General features: G+C 56.9%; 15 protein-coding genes. 12 read left to right on the forward strand and 3 right to left on the reverse strand.

The features are described 5' to 3' along the window. Positions 1-40: 40 nt before the first annotated feature. Entirely contained in the window at positions 41-958 is a 918-nt protein-coding gene (locus ACVDG9_RS11855) for a LysR family transcriptional regulator (RefSeq protein ID WP_447238046.1), read from the reverse strand. Positions 959-1,090: 132 nt separating this feature from the next. Here ACVDG9_RS11855 and ACVDG9_RS11860 point away from each other — a divergent pair, with 132 nt between their 5' ends. After that, entirely contained in the window at positions 1,091-2,014 is a 924-nt protein-coding gene (locus tag ACVDG9_RS11860) for a DMT family transporter (protein ID WP_447238047.1), read from the forward strand. Positions 2,015-2,032: 18 nt separating this feature from the next. On the opposite strand, the gene ACVDG9_RS11865 is transcribed toward ACVDG9_RS11860, so the two are convergent. Continuing rightward, a complete protein-coding gene (locus ACVDG9_RS11865) occupies positions 2,033-3,046 on the reverse strand; it encodes an alpha/beta hydrolase (RefSeq protein WP_075283947.1) in 1,014 nt (337 codons plus the stop codon). 117 nt (positions 3,047-3,163) lie between these two features. Between ACVDG9_RS11865 and nagZ the strand changes: the two genes are divergently transcribed. The 11 genes from nagZ to ACVDG9_RS11920 all read left to right on the forward strand — a co-directional run bounded on the left by nagZ (position 3,164) and on the right by ACVDG9_RS11920 (position 13,159). After that, on the forward strand, positions 3,164-4,183 hold the full coding sequence (gene nagZ, locus ACVDG9_RS11870; RefSeq protein ID WP_447238048.1) for a beta-N-acetylhexosaminidase: 1,020 nt from the start codon (positions 3,164-3,166) through the stop codon (positions 4,181-4,183). A gap of 11 nt (positions 4,184-4,194) precedes the next feature. Further along, positions 4,195-5,034, forward strand: coding sequence for a segregation and condensation protein A (locus ACVDG9_RS11875; protein ID WP_022998725.1), 840 nt, complete (start codon positions 4,195-4,197; stop codon positions 5,032-5,034). Beyond that, positions 5,024-5,731, forward strand: a complete 708-nt coding sequence (gene scpB, locus ACVDG9_RS11880; protein WP_022998724.1) for an SMC-Scp complex subunit ScpB — start codon at positions 5,024-5,026, stop codon at positions 5,729-5,731. Before ACVDG9_RS11875 ends, scpB begins: the two co-directional genes overlap by 11 nt. Then, positions 5,731-6,870, forward strand: coding sequence for an ABC transporter ATP-binding protein (locus ACVDG9_RS11885; protein ID WP_055654167.1), 1,140 nt, complete (start codon positions 5,731-5,733; stop codon positions 6,868-6,870). Before scpB ends, ACVDG9_RS11885 begins: the two co-directional genes overlap by 1 nt. 126 nt (positions 6,871-6,996) lie before the next feature. Then, on the forward strand, positions 6,997-7,221 hold the full coding sequence (locus ACVDG9_RS11890) for a twin-arginine translocase TatA/TatE family subunit (protein ID WP_022998722.1): 225 nt from the start codon (positions 6,997-6,999) through the stop codon (positions 7,219-7,221). Between the two features lie 41 nt (positions 7,222-7,262). Next, positions 7,263-7,691, forward strand: a complete 429-nt coding sequence (tatB, locus tag ACVDG9_RS11895) for a Sec-independent protein translocase protein TatB (RefSeq protein WP_022998721.1) — start codon at positions 7,263-7,265, stop codon at positions 7,689-7,691. Further along, the gene (gene tatC, locus ACVDG9_RS11900) at positions 7,688-8,488 is read left to right on the forward strand and encodes a twin-arginine translocase subunit TatC (RefSeq protein WP_447238049.1); all 801 of its coding nucleotides are present in this window, start codon (positions 7,688-7,690) and stop codon (positions 8,486-8,488) included. The genes tatB and tatC overlap by 4 nt, the downstream gene beginning before the upstream one ends. A 71-nt stretch (positions 8,489-8,559) precedes the next feature. Next, positions 8,560-9,840, forward strand: a complete 1,281-nt coding sequence (gene serS, locus ACVDG9_RS11905) for a serine--tRNA ligase (RefSeq protein WP_206906488.1) — start codon at positions 8,560-8,562, stop codon at positions 9,838-9,840. A gap of 189 nt (positions 9,841-10,029) precedes the next feature. Then, positions 10,030-10,788 (forward strand): 5'/3'-nucleotidase SurE, encoded by a 759-nt coding sequence (gene surE, locus ACVDG9_RS11910; protein WP_447238050.1) that lies wholly within the window; start codon positions 10,030-10,032, stop codon positions 10,786-10,788. A gap of 20 nt (positions 10,789-10,808) precedes the next feature. Beyond that, positions 10,809-11,501: a protein-L-isoaspartate(D-aspartate) O-methyltransferase gene (locus ACVDG9_RS11915; protein ID WP_022998717.1), complete on the forward strand. Its 693-nt coding sequence runs from the start codon at positions 10,809-10,811 to the stop codon at positions 11,499-11,501. Between the two features lie 227 nt (positions 11,502-11,728). After that, positions 11,729-13,159 (forward strand): peptidoglycan DD-metalloendopeptidase family protein, encoded by a 1,431-nt coding sequence (locus ACVDG9_RS11920; RefSeq protein ID WP_447238051.1) that lies wholly within the window; start codon positions 11,729-11,731, stop codon positions 13,157-13,159. A 119-nt stretch (positions 13,160-13,278) separates the two neighbouring features. Here ACVDG9_RS11920 and ACVDG9_RS11925 read toward each other — a convergent pair whose 3' ends face one another. Further along, entirely contained in the window at positions 13,279-14,151 is an 873-nt protein-coding gene (locus ACVDG9_RS11925; protein ID WP_370201040.1) for an ATP-binding protein, read from the reverse strand. Positions 14,152-14,233: the final 82 nt, after the last annotated feature.

Consider the following 14,233-nt stretch of genomic DNA (forward strand, 5'->3'; position numbering starts at 1 on the left):
CGAAAAGCGTAAGTAAGACGGTCGGGTATTCCCGGCCGTTTTATTCTGCTGCTGCGACTGGCTCGTTCAACGAGGTGCCGCGCAACTGCGGTCCCATGTGACGGAAGACCTCGGCGATGGCATCCATAGCCTGGCGCACGGCGGGTTCCCGGCGCAAGTCCCGGTGAACGATGATGTGTTCGACGTTCGTGAGTTCCGCAAGCGGCTCAGTCAATCTGACGAGCTCGCGGTTACTGTCGCCCATGAAAACCGGCAAGAGACACAATCCGGCTCCCGATGCGGTCATGTTCATGAGAGTCGTCATGGTATTGGAGCGCAGATTCGGCATCTGTGCCAGCCGGGTTTCCAGCCAGCGCATCTGTGAGGGATACCAGAGGTCGTCTGGAGCAAAGCCAAGCCATGTACAAAGCTTGTAACGGTCCGGTGTTCTGGCGGCAGGGTGTTTCGCGACGTAATCGGCTGAACCGTAAACTGCGTAGGCCAATTCACCGATTTTCCGTGCAATCAACGTGTCGGTTTCCGGAAGGCAATTGCGGATCTGCAGCTCTATACTGCGTGACTGGTGATTGACATGCTGGTGGCTTGATATCAGTTCAAGCTCGACACCATCGAGCAGGCCTGTCAGCAGTTCAAACCGGTCAGTCAGAACCCGCGCACGGACTTCGTCCACGGCGACCCGAACAACCTTCAGTGCCGATCCGGACAGATCAGGCAGGATCCGTGCTGCTGCCTCCGCCTTCTTGCGCATGTCATCTGCCAGTGGGATCAGGCGCAGCCCGGCATCCGTCGGCTTCAGTCCTGTCGGCGTACGGTCGAACAGTCTTGCGCCAATCCGGTCTTCAAAGCTCTTCAGGCGGCGGCTCAGTTGCGGTTGGCTGATGTCCAATGCCTTTGCCGCCCCGGAGAGAGAGCGCATGCGGGCAGCCGCATCAACCAGTTTCAGATCATCCCAGTTCATGGGTAGGTTATACCAATATACAGGGAGAGGAGCAACGTAATGCGTATACGCATACCCGTTATGGGGTTTTCACGACTGATTTGGCTGCCAGAGCAGTGATAAGACTTTCCTGAAATTACCTGGAACCGCTGAATGTCACAGAACTCTGTCTATCACCGCCCGGATAACACGTTGCTTGCCCTGTTGCTTGCACTTGCCGGCATGGCTGCTTTCACACCGATATTTGCCGCAGGCAAACTGTCTGGAGGTTTGTTGCCGGTCGCTGTGCTGGTATGGCTTCGGTTCATTGGGGGAGCTGCAACGATTGTGAGTGTTGCGGCCTTCAAGCGTGTTCCGGTGTTCACGCGTGTCAGCCCGCTCTGGAAACTGCACCTCATGCGAGCGTTTTGTGGTGTTGGCGGACTTGCCTGCTCCATCTACGCCGCAAGTGTTCTGCCCTTGGCGGACGCAACCGCAATAGGCCTCACAAAAGGTATCATCGCCATCGTTCTGGCTGGTCTTGTCCTCAAGGAGGTGATCACCGGTCGCCATTGGGTCGCAGGTGTGTTGTGCGCTGCAGGTGCGTATCTCGTGGTCCGGTCTGCGGAAAGTGCTGCGGGTTATGACGAGCTTGCGTTGGCTGGCGTCATGTCAGCGCTCATGGGCGCCGTGTTCATGGCCTGTGAAGCCCTGATCATGCGCTATATTGCCCAGCGCGAGGACACCGTCACCATCCTGGCATATGTCAATGTCTTTGCCGCGGTGCTGTTGAGTGGGCCGGTCCTTTGGCTGATCGTCAAAGAGGGAGTTTCCTGGAACGATCTGCTGATTTTTGCCTGGATGGGTCCATTGGCAATTGTCGGCCAATCTATGAATATTTCCGCCTACAGAAGAGCAGGGGCGGCAACACTTGCTCCCGTGTACTACGGCACAGTGGTGATGTCGGCTGTTTTCGGTTTTGCAGTCTGGGGAGAAATTCCCACTCGCGTTGCTGTCTTTGGGGCCGTTCTGATTGTGGCGGGAGGTGCTATTCTGACCCTGCCGAACCCTTTCAGAAAGTTCCGCCAGGCTTCCTGAGATGCCTGGCGCCGAAGGTCAATGACTGAGCTTTTCTGCCAGAAACGGCAGGCTTTCATCCAGCCGGTAATCCACTGAGGAATGATTGTCGCTGAATTCCTGATAGACGTGGTCAACGCTGGCTTCGCTCAGTTTCCTGTGCAGGCGGCGCGCACCATAGACCAGGTTGTATTGATCGACATCGCCGCATTCGATCCAAAGGCCTTTCAAGGATTTCAGGGCATCGATGTGATCACCTACGATGTGCACAGGGTCCCACTTCAGCCAGGCATTCCAGCGTTCTTCAATGAGTTCGCATGTTTCCGGATCGACAGGCAGCCGGATGCCGCAAAAGACCTCCGGATCGGGATCCGGATCGTAGGTTGCAGCCATGGCAAAGGTCATCAGGTCATGAAGTGAGTTGCCCGGATATTTCGGACCCTTTTCAAAATCCCGGACGAAAGCTTCGATTGAGCCCGCTTTTGCAATTGCCCTCAATGCGCTTGGCATTTCGGGCAGGTAACAAAGTTCAAACGCCATGTCACCGGAATGGCAGGCGGCGGCAGACCAGACGTCTGAGTGTTTCATCGCGTGAATGATCGCGCCGTAGCCGCCTGAGGATTTTCCGAAGATACCGCGCTTGCCGGAGCCGCCGCACTTGAAGCGATTTTCAACATCTTCCAGCATTTCGGTTGTCAGCCAGGTTGCCCAGGGCCCCATAGCGTCACTGTCGATGTACTGGTTCCCGCCAAGACGCGTGAAACAGTCGGGAAAAGCGACTGCAACAGGTGGCATGGCACCGTCATGGATGAGCCTGTCGAGCCGCTCCGGTACGTTCTCACCGAAATTCTTCCAGTTTGTGTGAGCCGGGCCGCCGGCGGTAAATCCGACGATATCCACCAGAAGCGGCAAGCCGCTGCCGTCATGACCATGCGGGGTATAGACGTGGATCTCGCGCGTTGCCGTATCTCCCAGCCGGTTTCTTCCAAGGATTTCAGATCTATGGGAAAAACGGTGCAGGGTGCCGGCAGGAATGTCGAGACGCGCGCGCATGGGGGCTCCAATCAGATCTGGGACGAAGGTCGTCTAGATTGCAAGATAGTGACAAGGGTGCAAGAGGCAGCACTTGCATTTCTTGACGGCTCCCGGCGCTGCGGCTAAGCCGGATCAATGACCAAAGCCTTTGTATCCGGGTGTGCCGGACCGACCCTGACAAGTTCCGAAATCGACTTTTTCCAGCAGGAAGACCCTTGGGGACTGATCCTGTTCGCGCGCAACATCGAAACGCCGGAACAGGTCAGGATACTCACGTCGGCTTTTCGGGAAGCTGTAGGCCGGAGCGATGCACCCGTTCTGGTGGATCAGGAAGGTGGCCGGGTGCAACGGTTGAAGCCACCTCATTGGCCAAAGTATCCGGCACCGAAGGCATACGGTGATCTGTACGACCGGGACGCTGCAGCAGGACAAAGAGTTGCCTGGCTTGCCGGGCGGCTAATCGCAGATGATCTCTACAAGGTTGGCATAACAGTCGATTGCCTGCCTTGTCTGGATGTCAGGTTCCCTGAAACTGTCGATGCTATCGGAGACAGGGCGTTTTCACAGGATCCGGAAGTCGTTGCAATACTCGGCAAGGCGATGGCGGAAGGTGCTTTGGCGGGTGGCGTGTTGCCCGTGATCAAACATATTCCGGGCCACGGACGCGCACGTGTCGACAGTCATTTTGAGCTGCCGCGTGTCAATGCGGCCATTTCTTCTTTGGAAAGCGTGGATTTCCGGCCCTTCAAGGCCCTTTCTCACGTGTCATTGGGGATGACAGCCCATATTGTGTACGAGGGGATCGATCCGAATACAGCTGGGACGCAAAGCGCGAAAGTCATTCAGGAAATCATCAGGGGTGAAATCGGCTTCGACGGCTGTCTGATGAGCGACGACATTTCCATGAAGGCGCTCGGTGGCAGTTTTGAGGACCGGTCCGGCAAGATCATCGAAGCAGGGTGCGACATCGTTTTGCACTGCAATGGTGATATGGATGAAATGATTGCAGTCGCGAAGGTGGTGCCCGAGCTTTCGGGTGAAGCCAGGCGGCGTTGCGAGACGGCCTTGAGCGGTTTCCAGGTTCCCGATCCGGAATTTGACAGGCTTGCGGCCTTTGATGAATTTCACTCCTTGACCGGCTGGCAGGGCGTTTGACCGGAGCGGCAATGGCGGAAATGGAAAACAGCTCGAAGAGACAGCAGGATGGTTCCTATGATCTTCTCAGTTCTGTCAGCACTCCCGAGGAGCGTGCGAGTTCCGATCCGCAACTTGTTGTCGATGTGGAAGGTTTCGAAGGCCCGCTCGATCTCCTGTTAGGCCTGGCGCGAACGCAAAAGGTAGATCTTGCGCGTATTTCCATTCTCGAACTCGTCGAACAATACCTGGAATTCGTGGCCGAAGCCCGCAGGATGAGGCTGGAGCTGGCCGCGGACTATCTGGTCATGGCTGCATGGCTTGCTTTCCTGAAGTCCAAACTGTTGCTGCCTGAGCAGAAGAATGAGGACGAACCGACAGGGGAGGAACTTGCCGCGGCTCTCGCTTTCCGTTTGCGGCGTCTGGAGGCTATGCGGGAGGTTTCCGAAAAACTCCTGACCCGGAACAGACAGGGGCGGGACGTGTTCCATCGTGGTGAACCTGAAACCATGTCGGTGCAACACAAGAGTATCTGGGACGCTTCCATCTACGATCTGCTGTCTGCGTATGCCACGCAGCGCCAAAGGCAATCCGTAACCTCCGTCCGTGTGTTGCGCAGGACGGTATGGTCGCTGCAGGAAGCGCGCGAACTGCTCACCAAACTGGTGGGCCGTGTCGGTGAATGGGCCCCGATGAATGCCTATCTGCGCGATTATCTCTACGACAACAAGGATTGGGCGACGATTGTCGCAAGCACCTTCAGCGCCAGTCTCGAGATGGTGCGCGAAGGACAGGTCGAAATCCGGCAGGGCGAACCTTTTTCGCCGGTTTATATCCGTGCCGTCATGAAGGAGCCGGATCATGGCGTCTGATTTCGATCTTCTGCAGTTGGAAAACGACGAGGAAACTGCTCCATCTAAGCCTCTGGATCCGGCTGGCCTTCGCATGGTAGAAGCGTTGCTGTTCGCCTCGTCCGAACCGCTGTCGCTTGAAGAGCTGACACTACGTCTGCCAGAAGGCACGGATGTGCTGGCCCTTCTCGAGGAGTTGCAGAACACCTATGCCTCGAGAGGCGTCAATCTGGTGAGGGTCGCGGGGAAATGGTGCTTCCGAACGGCTGAGGATCTCGCCTATCTGATGCACCGGAACGTCGAAGAACAGCGCAAATTGTCGCGCGCAGCACTCGAGACGCTTGCGATCATCGCCTATCATCAGCCGGTCACGCGCGCCGAGATTGAGGAAATTCGAGGCGTTTCCACGTCCAAGGGAACGCTTGATGTTCTGCTTGAAACGACATGGATACGAATGCGAGGACGCCGCAGAACTCCCGGCCGTCCCGTCACTTACGGAACCACCGATCATTTCCTGATCCACTTCGGTCTGGAGAATGTCCGAGACTTGCCGGGACTTGAGGAGCTGAAGGGAGCTGGGCTTCTGGACAGCGCCGTGCCGGCCTCGTTCCTTGTGCCGACACCCAATGACGATATCGCATTGACGGAAGATGAGGATCCACTAGAAGACGGGTCTCTGTTTGACGATGATGACGCGGACGAGACCGCCGGATCCTGATGCCCGATCGCAAAAAGCCGACTTCAACCAATGGCAATGGCCATACGCTGAGCTGGGGTGCGCCCGGAACAGCCGGCGCAACCATCGCCGCAGGTCTGGTCTTTGAGAATGTGTCTCACGATTATGATGGTGTGACATCGGTTCAGGACCTGAGCCTGTCCATCGCACCAGGCGAGATCCTTTGTCTGCTTGGTCATTCCGGCTGCGGCAAGACAACATTGATGCGTATTGCCGCAGGCGTTGAGCGTCAGAGCAAGGGCAGGGTGCTGATCAACGGCCGGGAAATTGCCGGCGATGAACTGTTTCAGCCGCCTGAAAAGCGCGGTGTCGGCCTGATGTTCCAGGATTACGCGCTTTTTCCGCATATGAGCATTCTGGCGAATGTAATGTTCGGCCTGACCAACATGCCAAGACGGGAAGCCCAGACCGCCGCCCTGAGCGCACTCGGCCGTGTCGGTCTGGCGGACTATGCAGCCGACTATCCTCACGCGCTTTCCGGTGGTGAACAACAGCGTGTCGCGCTGGCCCGTGCACTGGTTCCCCGGCCCGGCATTCTCCTGATGGACGAACCATTCTCGGGTCTCGACAAACGTCTTCGTGACAATGTGCGCGATGAAACGCTCGCGGTTATTCGCGAAACGCGCGCCACCTGCATCATTGTGACCCACGATCCGGAAGAAGCCATGCGCATGGGCGACAAGATCGCACTGATGCGCCAAGGCCGCCTGGTTCAGCACGGCACGGCCGCAGACCTATACAAGGCGCCCGTCGACCTGTTTGCCGCCAGGTTCTTTTCTGAACTGAACCAGTTGGAAGGTGTTGTGACCCCGGCAGGTGTCGAAACGCCGGTCGGCGTCTTGTCATCGGAGGGCTTGTCGCCGGGGCAGAAGGTTGATGTTTGCGTTCGGCCACAAGGCGTTGTTTTGAACAATGCGGGATTGTGCGGTGTTCCCGGCAGAATTCGTTCGAAACGATTCGTCGGCGAGGTCGATTTGTTGTCTATTGCAATAGACGGGCTCAATCATCCCCTCCAGGCAAGGGTTCGTGCGGGCAGTCCCTGGGAGCGTGGAATGGACGTTGCCGTCACGACTGATCCGAAAGACGTGCTTGTTTTTCCGCGTTCACCTTCCCAAGTCTAAGGGGAGGGCAACTTATCATTCCGTCTAAGTGATCGAAATCAAATAGACTGGCATGTTGCAGGGAGTGGGCCGTTTTTGTAAGAAGGGCCTAAGGGCTTTTAAAGCCGATTATCAGGAGTTTGGCGTATGGGCATTAGTATTTGGCAGATCTTGATCATCGCAGTGGTCGTTGTTCTGCTGTTCGGACGTGGCAAGATTTCCGATCTCATGGGTGATGTTGCAAAGGGAATCAAAAGCTTCAAGAAGGGCATGGCCGAAGACGACGTAGCCGACTCTCCGAAGACCATCGACCACAAGAGCAGCGAAACGGCATCGTCCGTGAACGCCGAAGATCAGACCAAAGCGAGCTGATCTCAATCTGCATCGCGTCTCCTTAAGGGACGATACATCTCATGTTCGATATCGGGTGGACCGAACTATTGGTGATCGCCTGTGTGGCGATCATCGTCGTGGGGCCAAAGGATTTGCCGCGCATGCTGCGCACACTTGGCCAGACGATTGGGAAGATGCGAAAGCTTTCGCGTGAGTTCCAGTCGACCTTCAACGACGCGCTGCGTGAGGCCGAACAACAGGCCGATATCGCTGACATGAAGAAGCAGGTCGAATCGGCCGCCAACTTCAATCCGTTGGGTGATTTGAAAAAATCCATCGAAGAAGACGCGACCAAGAAAGCCGACAAGCCAAAAGTGGCAGCCAGCGAACCGGCGTCGCCGCCGGCAGACAGCGCAAATGCGGATAAGGTTTCTCCTACGGAAACAGCCCAGGCTGAAACCGAGGCAAAGCCGAAAACCGCGCCGGTGACGGAAGATGTAAAGGCATGAGCCAGGACGAAATCGACGCCTCGAAGGCGCCACTGATCGAACATCTGATTGAACTGCGTCAACGACTTATGTGGTCGATCGGTGCGATCCTTGTGATGTTCGTTATCTGCTTCTATTTCGCCACGGATATCTACAACATCCTGACTGTGCCTTACCTGCGCGCTGCAGGAGAGGGCCACCCGGTGGAGATGATCTTCACCGCGCCGCAGGAATGGTTTTTCACCCAGTTGAAGCTCGCGCTTTTCGGCGCGCTCTTTCTGGCTTTTCCTGTCGTGGCCAGCCAGGTCTACATGTTCGTGGCGCCCGGGCTCTACAAGCATGAGCGTGGCGCGTTCCTGCCGTTTCTGGTCGCAACGCCTGTTCTGTTCCTGATCGGTGCCTGTCTCGTCTATTTCCTGGTCATGCCCATGGCCATGGGCTTCTTCCTGTCTCAGGAACAGGCTGCGGCCACCGGTAAGGTTGCCATTCAGCATCTTGCCAAGGTGAGTGAATACCTGGGCCTGATCATGATCCTGATCTTCGCCTTCGGCCTGGTGTTCCAGTTGCCGGTGGTGCTGACCTTGCTCGGCAGGGCAGGCCTGGTGAGCTCCGATACGCTTCGCCAAAAACGCAAATATGCGATTGTTGGTGCCTTTGCTGCTGCTGCAATTTTGACACCACCCGACCCGATCTCGCAGATCGGTCTTGCGCTGCCTACGCTGCTTCTCTACGAAGTCTCCATTCTGTCCGTCAAACTGGTGGAACGCCAGCGTGCCGAAAGGGAGGCTCAACGCGAAGCCGAGGATGCGGCCGCTTGATGCTTTGAACGCTGCGCTTCCCGGATTGACAGACGGAATTGATTGAAACGACCGTCGTTCGGGAAGCGAAGATGTTTGATATTAGATGGATACGGGAAAACGCAGTCGCCTTTGACCAGGCTTTGGCTAAACGGGGTTATGAAGCTTCCGCAGCCAAACTGATCGCACTGGACGATTCCCGTCGCTCCCATATCACCAAACTTCAGGAAGCTCAGGAACGGCGCAACGCCGCCTCCAAGGAAATCGGCAAGGCCAAGGGCTCGGGCGATGACGCGCGTGCGCAGGAGCTGATTGACGAAGTCGCACAGATCAAGGCTTTCATTCAGTCGGGTGAAGAAGAAGAGCGTAAGCTCATTGCCGATCTGGAAGCGGCCATGGCCGTCATCCCCAATCTGCCGCATGACGATGTTCCTGTGGGCGAGGATGAAGCCGGCAACGTGCTTCTGAAGACGCACGGTGAAAAACCGGTCTTCACGTTCAATGAAGCTCCGAAAGAACACTATGAGCTGGGCGAAGACCTCGGCGGCATGGACTTTGCCGCAGCGGCCAAGCTGTCTGGTTCGCGCTTTGTGATCCTCAAGGGTCAGATTGCCCGGCTGGAACGCGCTCTTGGCCAGTTCATGATTGACCTGCACACCCAGGAAAACGGCTATACAGAGGTATCGCCGCCGCTTCTGGTTCATAGCGATCCGCTCTACGGGACCGGGCAGCTGCCGAAATTCGAGGAAGATCTCTTCAAGACCACCACGGATCACTACCTGATCCCGACGGCCGAAATACCGCTGACCAATCTGGTTGCCGGTGAGATTCTCCCAGAAGATCAACTGCCGCTTCGTGTGACTGCGCTCACCTATTGTTTCCGGTCCGAGGCCGGGTCTGCCGGGCGTGATACGCGTGGTATGCTGCGCCAGCATCAGTTCCAGAAATGCGAACTCGTTTCCGTTACCAAGCCGGAAGACTCGCTCAACGAACTGGAACGCATGTTGGGCTGCGCGGAGAAAGTTCTGCAGAAACTCGGCCTGCATTACCGGGTGATGACCTTGTGCAGCGGCGATATGGGCTTTGGCGCACGCAAGACCTACGACATCGAGGTCTGGCTGCCCGGGCAGGATACCTACCGCGAGATTTCGTCCTGTTCTGTTTGCGGCGACTTTCAGGCGCGCCGCATGAATGCAAGGTTCCGGCCCACTGACTCAAAACAACCGCTCCACGTGCACACCCTCAACGGATCGGGTATCGCAGTTGGCCGGGCATTGATTGCCGTTTTGGAAAACTATCAAAATGGCGATGGCACCATCACCGTTCCCGACGTTCTGCGACCTTACATGGGCGGTCTGGAAAAGATCGGCTGAGCGGGACCGGCGGGAACGGCGGCCTCATCTGCATTGCGTGGATCGTGAGCGCTGGCGTTCAGTCGCAGCATACCGCCGGAATTTTGATTGCAATGGACGGCAACCGCGCAAGTTTGCCGTCCATCTTCATTTGGGCCTCTTCGGACCTGATGTCAGAAGAGCTCGTGGGAAAACGGAGCAAAGATCGAGATGCGTATCCTCATCACCAATGACGACGGAATTCAGTCTCCCGGGCTGACGGTTCTGGAACACATTGCCAGGACACTTTCCGACGATGTCTGGGTAATCGCTCCTGAAACCGACCAGAGTGGTGTTGCCCATTCCCTGACACTGAGCGACCCGCTGCGCCTTCGTAAGCTCGATGACCGGCACTACGCCTTGAAAGGGACGCCAACAGATTGCGTGATCATGGGCGTGCGCAAGGTGCTTCCCGGTTTGCCGGATCTTGTGCTGTCGGGAATCAACCGGGGCCAGAACCTCGCTGAAGACGTGACCTATTCCGGAACTGTTGCCGGAGCGATGGAAGGTGCCATCCTCGGGATCAGGTCGATCGCCGTTTCCCAGGCTTACAATTGGGATGTGCGTGCCGAGCCGGACTATTCGACCGCTGAGGCCCATGCGCCGGCGCTCTTCCGCAGGCTGATCGATTTCGAACTTCCGCAATATACGTTGTTGAATGTCAACTTTCCGGCCTGTGACGCCAAGGACGTGAAGGGGATCAAGGTTACCGTACAGGGGCACCATGAACAAAGCGGACTGTCCATCGACGAGCGTTCGGACGGGCGTGGTTATCCCTATTACTGGCTGCGTTTTCAGGATCGCGGCAAATCCGTACTTGATAATTCCGATCTGCAGGCAATTGCGGATGGATATGTTTCCGTTTCGCCGCTACGCATAGATCTGACAGCCCACGACCTGGTGACACACTTGGCGGAGGCTTTGGGGTAAACCCTGAGGGGGAACGGTTCATGGCCGGTCAATTGCCCGGCAAGGAAAACAGGACGATGGCGTCCGCTTTGCCGGATGAAGCGGAAGCCCGCGCTGCATTGGTTCTGGCACTGCGACAGCGCGGTGTCGGGGCGAGGGACGTACTGGCTGCAATTGAACGCGTCCCTCGGCGCCTTTTCCTGTCCGCACGCCATCACAGTCTTGCCTATGAAGACGCAATGCTGCCGATCGAATGCGGGCAGATCGTTTCAGCACCTTCAATCGTTGCCTTCACGGTACAGGCGCTAGCAATCGACTCCAGTCACGTGGTTCTGGAGATAGGGACCGGTTCCGGCTATCAGGCAGCCGTTATGTCCCATCTCGCCGCCCAGGTGGAAACGCTCGACAGGTTCGCCACCTTGACGGATCTGGCAACACGACGTTTTGAGGCGCTCAAACTGACGAACGTCAAAGCCCGGCAGGCTGACGGTTTGAGCGAGTTTCGCCAGAAAGGCCCCTACGACAGGATTGTCGTCAACGCGGCAGTGGAAGAAGTACCAGATCCTTGGCTGCAGCAGCTGAAACCGGGAGGCATCCTGATTGCGCCGGTCGGTCAGGCAAAAAAGGCCCAGCCGTTGATCAAGTTCCAGAAAACCGAGAGTGTTGTGACTGCGGAAACGCTGATGATGGTGCGGACGGTCATGTTGCAGCCGGGAATCGCCAAGAAGCTCTAGAACGGTGTTTCATGCCGATTCTTGGGCCCATGCATTCGTTGAGCTTACTCGACCACTTGCCTGTTCAAATTTACTATAATCGGCGCGATTGCTGGCTTTCTGGTTTGCTTCAATACTGAGAAATCGTTGTTTTTCAGCGAAAGCGTCAACCGTCTTTAGCCTTTATAAACCTTACTGCCGTCTACTCTTAACCATAACAGCCACAGTCAGCGGTTAGAGTTAAGGCGATGATGAAGCGGAAGCGTACCCTCCGCAGGGATCTGATGGGCAAGGTAGCGACAGTGTCGCTGGTTGCTGTTGCTCTCGCGGGATGTTCCAGCGCGGTCGAGCGATTTGGTGAACCACCCTATTATACGGGCAATACACAGAATCAGCGGGATATTCTCAACGGCGGCCAGAAGCAGCCGACATACCAGGATATCGTGAATGGGCCTGGAGGGACCGCCGCAGGGCTTCCACAGAGTTCGTCCCAGCCGGTGACGACGGGGTCCATCCCGAACAGAACACCATCTGTCCAGTCTGCGCCGTTGCCGGCGCCGATGACGACGGCTCAGCGTCCTGCACCTGTCCGCGCAACACCAGTTGCGACACAGCCCGCACCGGAAGCGGTGGCATCGGCCGGGAATGTGAGGAGCTGGAAAGGGTGGACGTCAGCCGGCGGAACCCGGGTGCAAATGCGTCAGGGTGATTCCATCAATTCGATGGCACGCCGGTATGGTGTTCCGATCCAGGCTATTGTTGCTGTCAATGGCATCGACGACCCGGCAAAGGTACAGCCGGGCCAGAGCGTCATCATCCCGACTTACGTTTACGCTGAACGGAACGGTTCAACGAGCACGACTGAAGGCGAAAGCGGCAAGGTCAAACTGCCGACAGCTGGACGAAGCGATAATGTTGTCACTGGCTCCGTGCCTACGTCTGTCGGGACGATGCCGAGGCCTGATCAGAAGAACGGTCAGCAGCCGACATTTGCTGATATCAGCCAGGGCAAGGTTGACGTTGTCCGCGTCAGCACCTTGCCGAGGCGCAAGCCCGGTGGATCCGATCAAACTCTGACGACGGCTTCCATTTCGTCCGGATCGTCTTCCTCAAGCGTGCCGACACCGCGCCGTCAGCCAGAGACTTCATCCGCCGCTTCGCAGCCTGTTGCTGCGGCACCGTCGGGAACGGTAGAGAAAACCAAGCTGCCACAGCCGGCTCTGACGCAGGAAGCCCGGCCTACAGAACCGATCAAGATGCCAACTGTCGTTGCCAAGGTTCAGGAAGACGATAGCGCGGATGCCAAGTTCCGGTGGCCTGTTCGTGGCCGTATCATCTCCGACTTCGGCGCGAAGCCGGGTGGTGGCAAGAACGAGGGTGTGAATCTTGCTGTTCCTGAAGGAACACCTGTTCATGCTGCTGACGACGGCTCAGTGATCTATTCAGGCAACGAACTGAAGGGCTACGGTAACTTGATCCTCGTGCGACACAATGATGGCTGGGTCTCTGCCTATGCACATAACAGCGAGTTGAAGGTCAAGCGGGGCGATACGATCCGCCGCGGCGACGTGGTTGCGCTGGCGGGCGCGACTGGGTCAGTCAACCAGCCGCAGCTCCATTTCGAACTGCGCCAGGGCAACAAGCCCGTCGATCCGCTGAAATACCTGCCACGACGCTGACGCTGACAATTCTCGTATCCGGTGGGACCTTGCGATCCGCCGGATGAGAAAAGGCAGTCCGTGGCCAAAAACCGTGAATCTTGTCAATCAGCCCGGCCCTTGCGCCGGGCTTTGTCATTTCAGGAAATCGTCTTGCCGAGCCTGCCGGCCAGATCCTGAATGAACTGAAAGGCGACACGGCCCGACCGGCTGCCGCGCGTCGTCGCCCATTCCAGCGCTTTTGCCCGCAATTCGTCTGCTTCGATCTTCAGGTCAAAGTGTGCGGCATAGCCGCGCACCATATCCAGGTAGTCGTCCTGGCTGCACTTGTGAAACCCGAGCCAAAGCCCGAACCGGTCCGACAGCGAAACCTTTTCTTCAACGGCTTCTGCGGGGTTTATTGCTGTCGAGCGTTCGTTCTCGATCATGTCCCTTGGCAGAAGGTGACGGCGGTTCGAAGTGGCATAGAAAATGACGTTGTCAGGCCGACCCTCGATCCCGCCCTCAAGAACGGCTTTGAGCGACTTGTACGAGGTGTCGTCATTGTCGAAACTCAGGTCGTCGCAAAAAACGATGAACCTGCAGGAAACGTCCCGGATGAGGTTCATGAGTTTGGGCAGCGACTCGATGTCTTCTCGATGAATTTCAATGAGTTTCAAGCCCGCGGAAGCGTTTTCGACGGCGATCGCTGCATGGGCAGCCTTGACCAGTGAGGATTTGCCCATGCCTCTGGCGCCCCAGAGCAATGCGTTGTTTGCAGGTAATCCCTTCGCAAACCGGCGTGTATTGTCGAGAAGAAGATCACGCACATGGGAAACTGCACAAAGCAACGTGATGTCGACGCGATTGACCTTTTGAACCGGTAGCAGTTCACCTGGATCAGGCGCCCAGACGAAAGCGTCCGCAACCGAAAAATCCGGGCTGCCGGGACGGGCCGGCACCGCACGTGCGATAAGGTCGATCAGGGAATCGAGTTTTGCATTTAATGCGGTGAGGTCGTTTTCAGCGTTCATTCTTCTTGCAAGCCCTGTCAAAAAGGCCCATGTCAGGCCCTGAATTAAGTGATGGCAGGATTAACACGGTGCGGGAAACACG

The organism is Roseibium sp. RP-7 (genome assembly GCF_053005225.1).